13 protein-coding genes and 2 tRNA genes are annotated in these 13,409 nt (G+C 41.0%); 9 read left to right on the forward strand and 6 right to left on the reverse strand.

Translation table 11 applies throughout. The features are described 5' to 3' along the window. Nucleotides 1-34: 34 nt before the first annotated feature. A complete protein-coding gene (locus H5201_RS00355; RefSeq protein WP_220497131.1) occupies nucleotides 35-889 on the reverse strand; it encodes a diacylglycerol kinase family protein in 855 nt (284 codons plus the stop codon). A 323-nt stretch (nucleotides 890-1,212) separates the two neighbouring features. Between H5201_RS00355 and H5201_RS00360 the strand changes: the two genes are divergently transcribed. From H5201_RS00360 to H5201_RS00375, 4 genes are all read left to right on the forward strand, one after another. Further along, nucleotides 1,213-1,353, forward strand: coding sequence for a hypothetical protein (locus H5201_RS00360; RefSeq protein WP_169019719.1), 141 nt, complete (start codon nucleotides 1,213-1,215; stop codon nucleotides 1,351-1,353). A 211-nt stretch (nucleotides 1,354-1,564) separates the two neighbouring features. After that, nucleotides 1,565-1,655, forward strand: a tRNA-Ser gene (locus tag H5201_RS00365). Nucleotides 1,656-1,706: 51 nt separating this feature from the next. Continuing rightward, nucleotides 1,707-1,799 (forward strand) — tRNA-Ser (locus tag H5201_RS00370). Between the two features lie 453 nt (nucleotides 1,800-2,252). After that, entirely contained in the window at nucleotides 2,253-2,729 is a 477-nt protein-coding gene (locus H5201_RS00375; RefSeq protein WP_182783437.1) for a hypothetical protein, read from the forward strand. Between the two features lie 239 nt (nucleotides 2,730-2,968). On the opposite strand, the gene H5201_RS00380 is transcribed toward H5201_RS00375, so the two are convergent. Further along, complete coding sequence (locus tag H5201_RS00380) at nucleotides 2,969-3,757, reverse strand: amidohydrolase (RefSeq protein ID WP_182783438.1); 789 nt, start codon at nucleotides 3,755-3,757, stop codon at nucleotides 2,969-2,971. After that, nucleotides 3,745-4,887: a methionine aminotransferase gene (locus tag H5201_RS00385; RefSeq protein WP_182783440.1), complete on the reverse strand. Its 1,143-nt coding sequence runs from the start codon at nucleotides 4,885-4,887 to the stop codon at nucleotides 3,745-3,747. The genes H5201_RS00380 and H5201_RS00385 overlap by 13 nt, the downstream gene beginning before the upstream one ends. Before the next feature lie 90 nt (nucleotides 4,888-4,977). On the opposite strand from H5201_RS00385, the gene H5201_RS00390 reads away from it, so the two are divergent. Genes H5201_RS00390 through H5201_RS00405 form a run of 4 tightly spaced genes read left to right on the forward strand, consistent with a single transcriptional unit; the run spans nucleotide 4,978 to nucleotide 7,180 of the window. Continuing rightward, nucleotides 4,978-5,595, forward strand: coding sequence for a methylthioribulose 1-phosphate dehydratase (locus H5201_RS00390; protein ID WP_149982209.1), 618 nt, complete (start codon nucleotides 4,978-4,980; stop codon nucleotides 5,593-5,595). Continuing rightward, nucleotides 5,592-6,278 carry an acireductone synthase gene (gene mtnC, locus H5201_RS00395; RefSeq protein WP_182783442.1) on the forward strand — a complete coding sequence of 229 codons (687 nt, stop codon included), beginning with the start codon at nucleotides 5,592-5,594 and terminating at the stop codon, nucleotides 6,276-6,278. The genes H5201_RS00390 and mtnC overlap by 4 nt, the downstream gene beginning before the upstream one ends. After that, nucleotides 6,275-6,817 carry an acireductone dioxygenase gene (locus tag H5201_RS00400; RefSeq protein WP_182783444.1) on the forward strand — a complete coding sequence of 181 codons (543 nt, stop codon included), beginning with the start codon at nucleotides 6,275-6,277 and terminating at the stop codon, nucleotides 6,815-6,817. The genes mtnC and H5201_RS00400 overlap by 4 nt, the downstream gene beginning before the upstream one ends. A 24-nt stretch (nucleotides 6,818-6,841) precedes the next feature. After that, the gene (locus H5201_RS00405; RefSeq protein ID WP_182717492.1) at nucleotides 6,842-7,180 is read left to right on the forward strand and encodes a gamma-glutamylcyclotransferase family protein; all 339 of its coding nucleotides are present in this window, start codon (nucleotides 6,842-6,844) and stop codon (nucleotides 7,178-7,180) included. On the opposite strand, the gene mtnA is transcribed toward H5201_RS00405, so the two are convergent. Beyond that, nucleotides 7,177-8,202: an S-methyl-5-thioribose-1-phosphate isomerase gene (gene mtnA / locus H5201_RS00410; protein ID WP_182783446.1), complete on the reverse strand. Its 1,026-nt coding sequence runs from the start codon at nucleotides 8,200-8,202 to the stop codon at nucleotides 7,177-7,179. The genes H5201_RS00405 and mtnA overlap by 4 nt on opposite strands. A 132-nt stretch (nucleotides 8,203-8,334) precedes the next feature. Between mtnA and mtnK the strand changes: the two genes are divergently transcribed. After that, nucleotides 8,335-9,552 (forward strand): S-methyl-5-thioribose kinase, encoded by a 1,218-nt coding sequence (gene mtnK, locus H5201_RS00415; RefSeq protein ID WP_182783448.1) that lies wholly within the window; start codon nucleotides 8,335-8,337, stop codon nucleotides 9,550-9,552. Between the two features lie 89 nt (nucleotides 9,553-9,641). Here mtnK and H5201_RS00420 read toward each other — a convergent pair whose 3' ends face one another. Then, complete coding sequence (locus H5201_RS00420; protein WP_182717495.1) at nucleotides 9,642-11,123, reverse strand: FMN-binding glutamate synthase family protein; 1,482 nt, start codon at nucleotides 11,121-11,123, stop codon at nucleotides 9,642-9,644. A gap of 180 nt (nucleotides 11,124-11,303) precedes the next feature. Continuing rightward, nucleotides 11,304-13,082 (reverse strand): DUF885 family protein, encoded by a 1,779-nt coding sequence (locus tag H5201_RS00425; protein ID WP_182739449.1) that lies wholly within the window; start codon nucleotides 13,080-13,082, stop codon nucleotides 11,304-11,306. Nucleotides 13,083-13,409 lie beyond the last annotated feature (327 nt).

The following is a 13,409-nucleotide window of genomic DNA, read 5'->3' on the forward strand; positions in this document are numbered from 1 at the left end:
GGCGCTTTTTTATTACTAACATATTACTCGTCATTTAACATTGCGGCATACAAAAACGCAACGCGAGCGGATGAATAATCACCACCGCTGGGGTAACGCCTACCAGCTCACCATCTGCTTCGATTGGTAAATCAGGCGTATTTATATAAGCAATTTCTAAGCGCTGGTAGTTGAGCTCTTTCATACCGTGGTGCTTACGTAGCAATAAGCGCACAAAACTGTAGAGGTGACCTAACAAACCACGCGTAGGCACGCGATAGCACTCTAAATAGCCACTATTCAATTGTGCTTTTGGCGCTATCATCAACCCCCCACCAAAATAATGATGATTTGCAAATACAGTAATCAAATTACCATATTCGCATTGCTGCCCTGCAAAACTCCCAGCCAAGCGAGAAGGCTGATAAACGAATAAACACTTAAAGCCAGCTAAACTATAACTTAAAGCGGATAATGCAGGCTTGGTTTGCAATGCCTGTACTACATGCGCATCAAAGCCAACCCCCGCAATATTAATAAAGTAACGGCTATTTATTTGGCCAATATCGATTTTTACTTGATGCTCACTAAAAATAGCATTACGCCAAGCTGAGTTTGAACAGCCAAAGCCGCGTGCAAAATCATTACCCGTCCCCTGAGGCAATAACGCCAACGAGCAACTCAATCCCATCAATGCGTTTACAGCCAAATGCAGGCTGCCATCACCACCGAGCACAACAACGCGCTTTTGTGACTGAGCCAAAACCGTTATTTTTTGGCAATCATTGGTAAAATGTCCTGTGGTGTAAAAAATAGTGTAACTAATTTGACGTTTTTGACACTGCTCTAATAACCAAGTGCAATTTTTTTTATGTTTTTTTTGCGTACTTGGTTTAATAATTATTAGCATCTGGATACCAGCCTATTCAAAAGTAGGGAAATAGACATTTTCAAAAAATAAATTAATCTGAATAATTAGTCACTTTATTTATTATCTAATGCATTAAAATATCAGTGGTAGTGTAATATTGCTTTTAAACAAGTGATTTAGGCGACTTTAAATTTCATAACCATGCATAATACTCAGTACGTACTATCTGAATCATACCTTAATAAAAACAATTCGGATTAGTTATTTCTATCCGACCACCCTAATTTTTATCGTTTTATTTTTGTGCAAAAAAAGCTCAGAATAGCCGTGTTGTCAAAACAGACATAACCCGGAGCAAAGTAATGAACCCAGTAAATACATTAAACGAAAATGCAGCTACCCATGTTGCAGTAAAACCGACCAACCGCAAAGCAAAAATGCTTGCCAGACTTAACCGTTTCGGCAAAAAGCTAGCTCTTGGCGGCGCAGTTCAATACAAGTAATCACCCAACCATGATTACTTTAGCGGTGCAGCAAACACCCAACCACTAAATGAAACTACTTATTTAGCTCCCTCGTTTGCTGCAACCCCTTCTTTAAACTCCCTAAAAACTCCTTTTTTATAAAAAAACCTCTTTTTTAGAACAAAAAAACAGCAAACGATCTTTTTCCTATTTACACACCCCAATCACCTGCGTATTATTCTTTCCCAACGGAGAGATGGCAGAGTGGTCGAATGCACCGGTCTTGAAAACCGGCAGGGGTTTATAGCCCCTCTAGGGTTCAAATCCCTATCTCTCCACCATTATTACGTTTTGGTGGTTCACTCGATTATCAAAATGACAATTTATGCGCCGGAGAGGTGGCCGAGTGGCCGAAGGCGCTCCCCTGCTAAGGGAGTATAGGGTTTGTAGCTCTATCGAGGGTTCGAATCCCTCCTTCTCCGCCATTTAATAACGAAAAAAGCCCCGCAATTTATTGTGGGGCTTTTTTTGTTGTTAAAAATGGCAGAAGGCGGGTGAGAACCCTCGACCAGGGTTCGATAAAATGTCAGGAACATTTTAGGCCGCTGCAAGCGTCGCGAAGCGATTGGTTACATGGACGTAAGCAAGCCCATCCCCACGTTTGACACAAATTTCAGAATGAAAAGCCTATTGTTTTATGTCCGTAACCTTTACACCAATGAAGGCGGGTGAGAACCCTCGACTAGGGTTCGACCAAACTTTGTCTGGAACAAAGTTAAACGCACGCAGTGCGGCCAGAAAACTAAACTCTAGATCCCTTCCGCTAAGTTGTGTAATGTAATATCAAATAGAACACATAAGTCAGCTCTTAAACCAAATTCAAAAATCGTTCTGACTTTTCTTTTTAAAAACACCAAAATATTTTCTAAGGCTACAAGTTGAATAACAATGAGGACAAAGAAAGTGGTATTTTATATGCAGTTTTTACAACTGTATTATTGTACTTCCTTTTCAAAATCACTTTAATTTACACAATAGTTTCAGACCGATATGCTTCTTGTCTAAGCTCTCGCTGGGACAACATTGAAGTAGTTATTACTCCTTTTTCAGCATTCTTAATTTTAGCAATATTGAGTTGTATTTGGTTGTTCCTTAGTTGTTTAAAATATAAAAAGAAAGTAGGTAAAGCAGCCTATCTAGTATTTTTTTTCGCAGCGATATTCTATTATTTTTGGTTTAAAGGTTTTTACGGCTTTTGGTTACTAATGGAGTATGAGCAGGACAAAATAACCCTATCTCAATTTTTTAACAAAACTGGGGGCGATGAGTTATTTAAATTATATGATGGGCATCACGAAATTCAGATATTGTGCCAACCATATAATCACAATGCAGATAAAAAACCGGATAACTAACTGATACATCATAGTAATGCAATAGGTTGCTACCTATTAAATCAATACTTTAACCTAGCCTAGGTATTCTCTCGTAACGATTGGGTGAGCAGGTAAAAATTCATCGCAGATAAACGGCCTTGTATTGATACAAGCCTGTAGATTATTTTTTTTTGTATGTTGTCGGGTTTCGCTGCGATCAAACTCACCTACAGTGCTTCTGTGTAAAACGGGTAAAGAGGCTAAACAGTCTCTTTATCTTAATAACCCAAACTAAACCCATCGGCATCTAAATGCGCCGGGAAACTTTGCTTAAAGAGCTCAAGCGGCTGTTTGCCCAAAGTGATAATAACAACATCAGCTTTGTTATCAGTAGCGGCTGCTAACGTATCACCTTTAAAGTCATATACAGCTGTGCCACCATTGTGTGCGACGCCGTTGCCATCATCACCTATACGGTTAACCCCAATCACATAACACTGGTTTTCCATCGCCCGCGCCATCAATAGGGTATCCCATACTTTGCGTCGTGCCGCTGGCCAGTTGGCGACATTCACCATCACATCGTAGTCGTTGCGGTTACGCTGAAATACCGGAAAGCGTAAGTCGTAACATACTTGCGGTAAAATTCTAAAGCTATTTAGAGTGAACACTTCGCGTCGTTCACCCGCTTTCACAAAGTTACCTTCTTTGCCCAAACAAAATAAATGCCGTTTGTCGTAATATTTCACTTCGCCATTGGGCCATGCCCAATAAAAGCGATTAGCTTTTTTATTTCCTTGCGTTACCAATACCGAGCCTGCAATTACCGCATTGCTTGATTTTGCCGACGCGATCATCCAATCAAGCACTTTGCCTTGCTTTAACTGATGATCCGGCTCTGCGCAATCAAGGTTAATAGCAAAGCCGGTAGCAAAGGTTTCTGGCAATAAAATAAGCTCTACTGATTTATCTATATCAGCTATTTTACTGCCAAAGTGTGCCAAGTTGGCGTCTTTATCTAACCAATTAAGCGATGTTTGTATCAGTGCTAGGGTTAAAGTTGACATAAAATCTCCGCGGCTTGTAATAGCGTGGCGTCATTTTTAGCAAAGCATAAGCGAATAACTTTATCGTTGCTTGGTTGCTGATAAAACACGCTTAGTGGAATGGCTGCAACGCCTGCTTGTTCTACTAACCACTGGCAAAATTCTACGTCATTTAAATCCGATACATCGCTGTAATCAAGCAGTAAAAAGTAGGTGCCTTCACTTGGTAAAATGGTAAAGCGGCTATCTTTTAGTGCTTTACTAAGTACATCACGCTTTTGTTGATAAAACTCACTGAGCTCATCCACATGCTCACCTTGCTGTTCTAACATATCGGCTAATGCATGTTGTGCCGGCGTAAAGCTTGAAAAAGTCACATATTGGTGAATTTTACGAAACTCGGCCGCAAGTGCAGCGGGTGCGATGCAGTAACCCATTTTCCAGCCGGTGCTGTGAAAAGTCTTGCCAAAGCTTGAGATCACAAAGCTGCGAGCAAACAATTCGTTATCACGCAGCACACTTAAATGTGGTTGCTGATCAAAAGTAATATGCTCGTATACTTCATCACTTATCAGGTATAAGTCATGCTTAATTACTAAGGCTTTTAGAGCATTAATATCGTGCTGTTTTAACGTTTTACCACTTGGGTTATGTGGGGTGTTGATTATAATAGCCCGCGTTTTGCTATTGATAGCCGCAGCCACCGTTTGCCAGTCAATTGCATAACTCGGAGCATGCAGAGCAATATTGACTGACTGACCACCGGCCAATTCAATCGCTGGCTGGTATGAATCATAAGCGGGGTCAAACACAATGACTTCATCACCTTCGCGCACCAGCGCCTGAATGGCAACAAACAAGGCCTCGGTCGCGCCAGAGGTTACCGTTACTTGCTGCGCGGCATCTATTTCAGCCGCATATTTTCGTTTTGCTAACTGGGCAATTTGTTGCTGCAGGCGCGGTACACCAGATGAAGGTGAATATTGATTCACTCCTTCAAGCACATAATGATTAAGCTGTTTTTTAAGTAGCTCAGGCGCATCAAACTCAGGAAAACCCTGCGATAAATTAATCGCTTCGAATTGATTTGCTAAAGCAGTCATTTGACTAAAAATACTGGTGCCTAAATTTGGCAATTTACTTTCAAACACTGGTTACCCTTAATGATGGTTTTGCGCCCAAAGCGATGCTATCATTGCTGTTAACAGATGTATAGCCGTCTAAAAAAGTATGAGGAATGTATGCATAACAATACCGCTATTTCAGAACTTATAGAAGCAGGAAAGTGGATCAGTCAACGTGGTTGGGTGCCAGCTACGGGTGGTAATTTTTCAGCGCGAACTAACACCGGTTTTGTGGTTACTGCCAGCGGTTTTGACAAAGGTCAATTAGGGTCGCATACCTTTATTGAACTGGATCATGTCGGTAATCGTAGCGCTAGCGCCGCCAAACCCTCAGCTGAAACCGAATTGCATTTGTGCATGTATAAACTTATTCCTGCTGCTAATTATGTATTGCACACTCATTCGGTTGCTGCGACGGTATTATCTCGGGTTATTAAAGGTCACAGCCTAGACTTACACGGCTACGAAATGCAAAAGTCACTAACCGGCATTACTTCACATTTAGACACCTTGAGTATTCCAATCTTTGATAACGACCAAGATATTGATCGCTTGAGTTTATTAGTGAGCGATCACCACTTACACACGCCTATTGAGCACGGCGTGCTTATTCGCGGCCACGGTTTGTATGTAGTGGGTCGCACTATTGGTGAAGTACGCCGTCAATTAGAAGGCCTTGAGTTTTTATTTGCATGTGAGATAGAACGCTTAAAATTAGTAGGATTAGAATCATGATCAAAGCACTGCTGACCGATATTGAAGGCACTATTACCCGTATTTCGTTTGTTAAAGACGTACTATTTCCATATGCCGCAAAGCAACTCCCCGAATTTGTAAAAACTCATCAAGAGCAAAGCGCTGTAGCTGAACAAATTTATGCCGTAAAAGTGGTTATTGAACAGCCAGATGCCAGTATTGATGTCGTAATTAACACTTTACTTGAATGGATCCGTGACGATAAAAAAATCACTCCATTAAAACAGTTACAAGGTTTGATTTGGCAAACTGGCTATGAAAATGGCGATTTTACCGGCCATTTATACCCAGATGCCTACCACTTTTTAGTTGCACAGCAACAAGCCGGCCAGCAGTTGTATGTGTATTCATCAGGGTCAGTAAAAGCCCAGCATTTAATTTTCAACTACTCTGACTTTGGTGATATTCGCTCCTTGTTTACTGATTATTTTGATACTCAAGTCGGCGCTAAACAAGAGCAACGTTCATATCACAATATTATTGAGCAACTACCTTTTGCCGCTAATGAAGTGTTATTTTTAAGTGATGTGGCAGCCGAGCTTGATGCCGCCAAAGCCGCAGGTTTAAAAACCTTGCACCTGATCCGTGATGGTCAAGCAAGCTCGCCTGCGCATAACTATATTAACGATTTTAGCCAATTCACCGTGGAGCATTTAGCATGAGCCAACTGACTATTTTTGCTGATTGTAACGGCAATAATGCTTTATTAAACACTCAAGATACAGCACAAATTGCCACCGAGCTTAATAAAGTAAATGTACGATTTGAGCAGTGGCAAGCAACAAAAACGATTACTGCTGATACTAGTCATGAAGCTATTATTTCCGCCTATAACGCTGATATTGAACGCTTAAAGCAACAAGGTGGTTATCAAACTGTAGATGTTATTTCGCTGGCAAAAGGCAACCCGAACGCTGCAGAATTACGTGCTAAGTTTTTATTTGAGCACACCCATAGTGAAGACGAAGTACGCTTTTTTGTAAAAGGCCAAGGATTATTTTGCCTGCATATTAATGACAAGGTTTACCAAGTACTTTGCCAACAGGGTGATTTAATTTCAGTACCAGAGCTTACTCCCCATTGGTTTGATATGGGCAGCGATCCTGAATTTACTGCGATCCGTTTGTTCAATAATACCGAAGGCTGGGTGGCACAAAGCACCGAATCTGAGATTGCTAAGCAGTTTCCTTTATTAGACTAGATATCTGTTAATAATGGAGTTTAAATGGAAAAGTTATTTTCATACGGCACACTGCAATTAGAGCAAGTACAGCTTGATACCTTTAGCCGCTTGCTCGAAGGCCAAGCCGATACACTACAAGGTTACGTATTAGGCGAAGTTGAGATCACCGACGCCGCCGTGCACAAAAGCAGCGGCCAGCGTTTTCATCCAGCATTAATTAAAACAGGCCTGCCAACAGATACAGTAACTGGCACTATTTTTACTATCACCTTAGAGGAACTTGCTAACGCGGATAGCTACGAAGTTAATGACTACATCCGTATTGAAGAGTCATTTAGCAGCGGCATTAATGCCTGGGTGTATGTGGCAAAAGGCTGTTAAACCAGCCTTTTTAATTCACCAACTAAAACTTGTTGTTGGTCATAAACGCCAGTATCGAGTACCCAGCCGGTAATAAGCTTAGCGGGGGTTACATCAAATGCGGGATTATATACGTTAGCATTTGTAGGTGCCCATAGCGCTTCACCAAAGCTTCCGCTTACACCGCGCACTTCTGCGCTGTTACGTTGTTCTATTTCAATGTCTGCACCGCATGCTGTGTTTACATCGAGGGTTGTTAGCGGCGCTACTACATAAAATGGGATGTCATGAAAATGCGCCAGTACTGCTAAGTTATAAGTGCCTACTTTATTAGCAAAGTCACCATTTGCAGCAATACGATCTGCACCGACAAAAATTTTATCAACCTTGCCATCAGCCATTAAACTCGCTGCCATATTATCGCAAATTAAGGTGTAAGGTACTTGCCAGCGCTCAAGTTCAAACGCGGTTAAACGCCCGCCTTGCAATAATGGCCGCGTTTCATCCACCCATACATGAATATCGCCATGACGTTGCTGCGCTTTATAAATAACACCAAGAGCAGTACCAATACCTGCGGTTGCTAAGGCACCAGTATTACAATGTGTGAGAATATTATCGCCGCTGCTAACCAATGCAGCACCATGATTTGCCATGCTTTCACACAAGGCGATATCTTCATTAAACAATGTTACAGCAGCGCTTACAATTGCCGTTACATAATCATCTTGTTGTAATGCAATACGTAACTTTGCCATACAATGCATTAAATTAACCGCAGTTGGCCGAGTGGCTTCTAAATCATCAATCGCCTGCGCTAATGCTACTTTAGCTGTGCCTTGCTCTGCCAAATGGGCAACTAGCAAACTTGCTCCTAAACCAATCAGCGGTGCGCCGCGTATTTTTAAGCTTAGAATTAAATCCCTCATACTGGCTACATCATCACATTCGTGCCATACCTGCTGATGCGGCAGTAGGTATTGGTCTAACACGCTTAGTGTATTGTTTTGATATTTTAAACTGCTCGCTATGAGGTCTTGCATGATTGATCCTGAATAATCGTTAGGCTGAGGTTATTTTACAGTAGTTTTTAAAACGCACAAGACAGAAGTGTAGACATCTAAACGGTTGAAGGTATAGAATGCTATCGTTTATCATTTTCTGAGAGTACGCCGATGGCCGAATACGTTGCCTTTAATGCACAGCATGCGATTGATTATATTAAAAATCTTGTAACTAAAGATGGATATGATTTGTTTGATCCTGACCAAACGTTATCGGCGTATGAGTTTGGAGATGGCAATTTAAATCTCGTTTTTAGAATAAGCGACGAGCAAAGTAATAGCGTTATTTTAAAGCAAGCCTTGCCTTATGCGCGCTGTGTGGGTGAGTCATGGCCATTAACGCTTGACCGAGCACGCATTGAAGCTGAGGTTTTACTCAATCACGGCGCATTAAGCCCTGACTACACAGCAAAAGTATTGCATCATAATCCAGAGCAAGCACTGACCATTTTAGAAGATCTTGGTCACTTACAAATTTTGCGTAGCGCACAAATAAACGCAGAGCAATTTCCGCTATTAGGTCAACATGTAGCTCACTACTTAAGCCATACCGGTTTTTATAACTCAGACTTTTACCTAACCGCGCAAGATAAAAAAGCCAAAATCAGTCAGTTTACCAATCCAGAATTGTGCCAAATTACTGAAGATTTGTTTTTCAACGATATCTTGCGTGAACATGAACGTAATAACTATCCAAGCGAGTTGCAAAGTACAGTCAATAAACTACAAAATAACACCGCATTACATTTAGCGATCGCAAAACTAAAAGCTAAGTTTTTATCATGCCCGCAGACGCTATTACATGGTGATATGCATAGCGGCAGTATTTTTGTCGATCAAAACACCACTAAGATGATCGACCCTGAATTTGGCTTTTTTGGCCCAGTTGGCTTTGATATCGGCTCATTTATCGGCAATTTATTATTAAACTACTGCGCGCAAAATGCTCGTATTAGTGAATTTGTTACACGCCGTAACTATCACACCCATTTACTGACTTGCCTGCAAGAGAGTTATTCTTTGTTTGAACAACAGTGGCTGACATTTATTGCAGAGCAAACCACAGATAACAATTTAAAAGCCGCTGGTTATGGCGAGTATTTTATGCAACAAGTATTACAAGACGCGATTGGTTACTGTGGGACAGAACTAATACGCCGCACTATCGGCTTAGCACACGTTGCTGACATTGATGGCATTGAAGATGCGCAGGCGCGTTTAGACGTACAACGCCACACTTTAGCGCTGGGTGAGCAGTTAGTACTCAACGCCCACACTTGCAATAACAAAGAAGAGTTTTTCTCTTTATTGATAAGCCAACTAAATTAAATTTATAAAAATAGCAAAAGGCACTTTATTTAGTGCCTTTTATCAACCTATTTGGGCGGGACCTAGCTTCTATTACCTAATCTTTTAAATTACTGATAATTTTCATACATTTTATCAAGCGGCTCTGACAGGCCGTTTTCTTGCACAACGCGCACATGCTGGCGGCCAAGTTCACGGGCACTAAATACCCCGCATGAGTGAGCAATTAAACCCGCACCATAATGAATGTACTTATTGTAGTTTGCTACGCGCTGCGCTTTATCGGCGACATCTAAGCCACGTTGCAACCGCTCGTTGTGTGTGGTTATCCCTGTTGGGCAAGTGTCTTTATTACATTGCAGCGCTTGAATACAACCCAAAGCAAACATATGACCACGTGCCGATACAACAAAGTCTGCGCCCAGCGCGAGCGCCCATGCAACCTTAGACGGCACAATCAGTTTGCCTGACGCAATAACTTTAATTCGCTCTCGCAGGCCATGCTTTTCGAGCATATTAACAACCAAAGGTAAACTTTCTTTCAGTGGTAAACCCACCGAATCCATCAGCGGTTGTGGTGCAGCACCGGTACCGCCATCAGCACTATCGATGGTAATAAAATCGGGCGCAGATTCAATACCACGATGATTGATCTCAGCAAACAAGGTTTCCAGCCATGCATAAGCGCCAATAACCGCTTTAAAGCCGGTTGGCTTGCCAGTCGTTTCGCGCACCGAGGCAATCATATCAAGTAAATCTGCAGGGTTTTTAACTTCAGGATGACCATTTGGGCTAATTGAATCGTGACCTTCTGGGATACCACGAATAGCCGCAATTTCAGCAGTCACTTTTTTGCCTGGCAACATACCGCCTTTACCAGGCTTCGCACCTTGGCTCATTTTAATTTCAAACATTTTTACTTGTTCATGCGCAGCTATTTGCTTGAGCTTCTCATGACTTAATTTACCTTGTTCATCGCGCACACCATATTTAGCTGTGCCAATTTGAAACACAATGTCGGCACCTCCTTCTAAGTGATAAGGGCTTAAACCACCTTCACCAGTGTTCATCCAACAACCAGCGAGTTTGGCACCTTGCGATAACGCACGTACAGCAGGTTTTGATAACGCACCAAAACTCATACCTGAAATATTGAATAGCGATTTAGTAATATAAGGATTTGGACAATGCGGCCCTAACGTAACTGCACTAGGTTCAAGCGCTTCTTCGTCCAAGGTAGGAAACGCGCAGTTCATAAACATCACGGTCCCGGTAACTTCTAGGCTCTGAGTTGAGCCAAAGGCGGTGGTACGATCAACATTTTTAGCCGCTTTATAAACCCAACTACGATCGGCGCGATTAAATGGCATTTCTTCGCGATCCATAGCGAAAAAGTATTGACGAAAAAACTCACCTTGGCGCTCAAAAAAGTATCTAAACCGACCTATTACCGGATAATTACGTCTAATCGCTTGTTTAGATTGAGTTACATCACTGATATAAAAATAAATAACAACTAAAACTAAACACCCAAATACCACTATAAATAAGCTGGCAAACACATCAATGCTAAAAACTATTAAATTACTCATGCAGCGCCCCTTGCTGGTTGTTTTCTCATTTCACTAATACTTATACTAAAAACTTAAGCTAAGTAGCGAATATATTAGTAAAAATCTTATTACAGTAGAGAGCATATAAGCAGATTAAATTTCAAGCAAAGGATTTTAATGGATCACTGCACTGAATGCAGCGATCCATGTCGATAGAAGCTAGCTTTTTTGTTTAGTCAACTCAGTTTCAATGTATCGATGGATTTGATCTTCTAATACTGACATTGGCACAGAGCCATGACGAAGTATTTGATGATGGAACTCGCGTACATCAAAGTCTTGCCCTAATGCTTGCTCTGTTTCTTTGCGTAAGCGTTTAATAGTCAGCTCACCAATTTTGTATGATAGTGCTTGTGCTGGCCATGAAATATAACGATCAGTTTCAGTTTTCACATTGTGTAAAGACAACGCCGTATTTTCGCTCATAAATTTCATCGCACGATCGCGACTCCAGCCGTACATGTGCATGCCAGTATCAACCACTAAACGGGCTGCACGCCACATTTCATAAGTTAAACGACCAAAGTTACTATATGGATCTTGATAAAAGCCCGCTTCAATACCTAAGTATTCAGAATATAATCCCCATCCTTCGCCAAATGCTGATAAATAAGCATCTTGACGATAACTTGGTAGGTTTTCTAATTCAGCATTAAGGGAAATCTGTAAATGATGCCCAGGTACAGCTTCATGAAAAGTAAGTGCTTCTAAAACATATAAAGGGCGCTTATCAAGTGCATAAGTGTTAACCCAGTAATAACCCGCTTGATCATCACGACTCGACCCAGAGTAACGGCCAGTCGTGTACTTAGGCGCTATGCTTGCTGGCACAGGTGCAACACCATAAGGCATGCGTGGTAAGGTGTGAAATAGCTTAGGTAATTGTGCATCCATTTTTTTAGCTATGTACGATGCTTCTTTTAATAACTCTTCCGGTGTTTTAGCGTAAAATTGCGGATCAGTACGTAAAAAGTGCACAAATTCAGCAAATGTGCCTTTAAAACCAACTTGCTCAATAATCTTATCCATTTCAGCACGAATACGTGCCACTTCTTTTAACCCCAGTTCATGGATTTCTTTTGGTGTCATATCTGTGGTGGTGTAATACTTGGCACGATTAGCATAAAACGCAGCACCATTTGGTGTAGCAGAGATACCAATTTCAGTACGCGCACCTGGCTGATACTCTTCATTAAAAAACGTTAAATAATTTTTATAAGCAGTAATCACCTGTTCTTTAATGATTTTTTTAGCTTGTTGCTGTAAAGCAAAAAACTCACTATCACTCAAACCAGCGGTATTATTTAAAAATGGTTTATAAAATTCAGACTCAGTAACGTCATCAACAATATATGCACTGATAGAATCTTGATAACCAATTAATACAGCCTTAGGTTGAGTTAAGCCAACTTCCAGCCCTTTACGCATCCAACCGATATTTTGCGCAAAAAACCGAGGAACTTGCTGCAAACGCTGTAGATAAAGTTGGTAATCAGCTAGTTTTTTATAATCTGAACTCGACACCATAAAAGATAAACTCGAGTGAAAGCCATATTCAGAAGTAAGCGGCATATAGTGGCTGTTAAATACATATTCATCGATACTATTTTGTACTTGGCCGCGAATTATAGTGAGGTTAATACGGTTTTCATCACTGAGTTTGTCTTTATCTATTGCGTCTAACTGCGCTAATAATTCAGTGTTATGTTGGTATTTCTTTTCAAGAAACTCCGCAGATAAATTAGTTAACAAATAGCCATCAACACCCTCAGGGTTGCTATACGTGCTTATACTTTTACGGTAATCAACAATTGATTGCGCCACTTGCGTAAATTGTTGGTCGCTATCTATCGTGGTCATTTGGCACGCACTTAATGTACATGCCAAGGCGATACTTAACAGAGAATGACGCATAACCGATGAAGGTGATTTTTTCATAATAATAGGGATCTGCTACTTAAAACGTGATGTTTAACCTAACCTAGACAGATCAAATAACCAAAAAAATGCGACCAAGGGCGATAAATATAAGGTTAAATTAACCGCGACTATTGGCTAGTAGTTAATCAGCATTTTTATTGCCTAGTAAGATTGTCGAGAAAACCAGCTAATGAACGAGAAAAATGGAGATTTCGCTGCCAAATTACATATTTTTGCTTTTAAATATCCCCGATACAGATTAATGTAAGGCAATCTCATACGCTAGGATCGCGTCAAGACCTCATGGAGAAGGTTATTTAATTTCGCTGTTACGTGTATTTAATT

The organism is Pseudoalteromonas sp. SG43-6 (assembly GCF_014164365.1).
Classification (GTDB): Bacteria; Pseudomonadota; Gammaproteobacteria; order Enterobacterales; family Alteromonadaceae; genus Pseudoalteromonas; species Pseudoalteromonas rhizosphaerae.

Bases quoted from the DNA above. Each gene is read 5' to 3' on its own strand.
- H5201_RS00355 (WP_220497131.1), bottom strand. From the start codon at position 889: ATGCTAATAATTATTAAACCAAGTACGCAAAAAAAACATAAAAAAAAT.
- H5201_RS00360 (WP_169019719.1), top strand. From the start codon at position 1,213: ATGAACCCAGTAAATACATTAAACGAAAATGCAGCTACCCATGTTGCA.
- H5201_RS00380 (WP_182783438.1), bottom strand. From the start codon at position 3,757: ATGTCAACTTTAACCCTAGCACTGATACAAACATCGCTTAATTGGTTA.
- H5201_RS00390 (WP_149982209.1), top strand. From the start codon at position 4,978: ATGCATAACAATACCGCTATTTCAGAACTTATAGAAGCAGGAAAGTGG.
- mtnC (WP_182783442.1), top strand. From the start codon at position 5,592: ATGATCAAAGCACTGCTGACCGATATTGAAGGCACTATTACCCGTATT.
- H5201_RS00400 (WP_182783444.1), top strand. From the start codon at position 6,275: ATGAGCCAACTGACTATTTTTGCTGATTGTAACGGCAATAATGCTTTA.
- H5201_RS00405 (WP_182717492.1), top strand. From the start codon at position 6,842: ATGGAAAAGTTATTTTCATACGGCACACTGCAATTAGAGCAAGTACAG.
- mtnA (WP_182783446.1), bottom strand. From the start codon at position 8,202: ATGCAAGACCTCATAGCGAGCAGTTTAAAATATCAAAACAATACACTA.
- mtnK (WP_182783448.1), top strand. From the start codon at position 8,335: ATGGCCGAATACGTTGCCTTTAATGCACAGCATGCGATTGATTATATT.
- H5201_RS00420 (WP_182717495.1), bottom strand. From the start codon at position 11,123: ATGAGTAATTTAATAGTTTTTAGCATTGATGTGTTTGCCAGCTTATTT.
- H5201_RS00425 (WP_182739449.1), bottom strand. From the start codon at position 13,082: ATGAAAAAATCACCTTCATCGGTTATGCGTCATTCTCTGTTAAGTATC.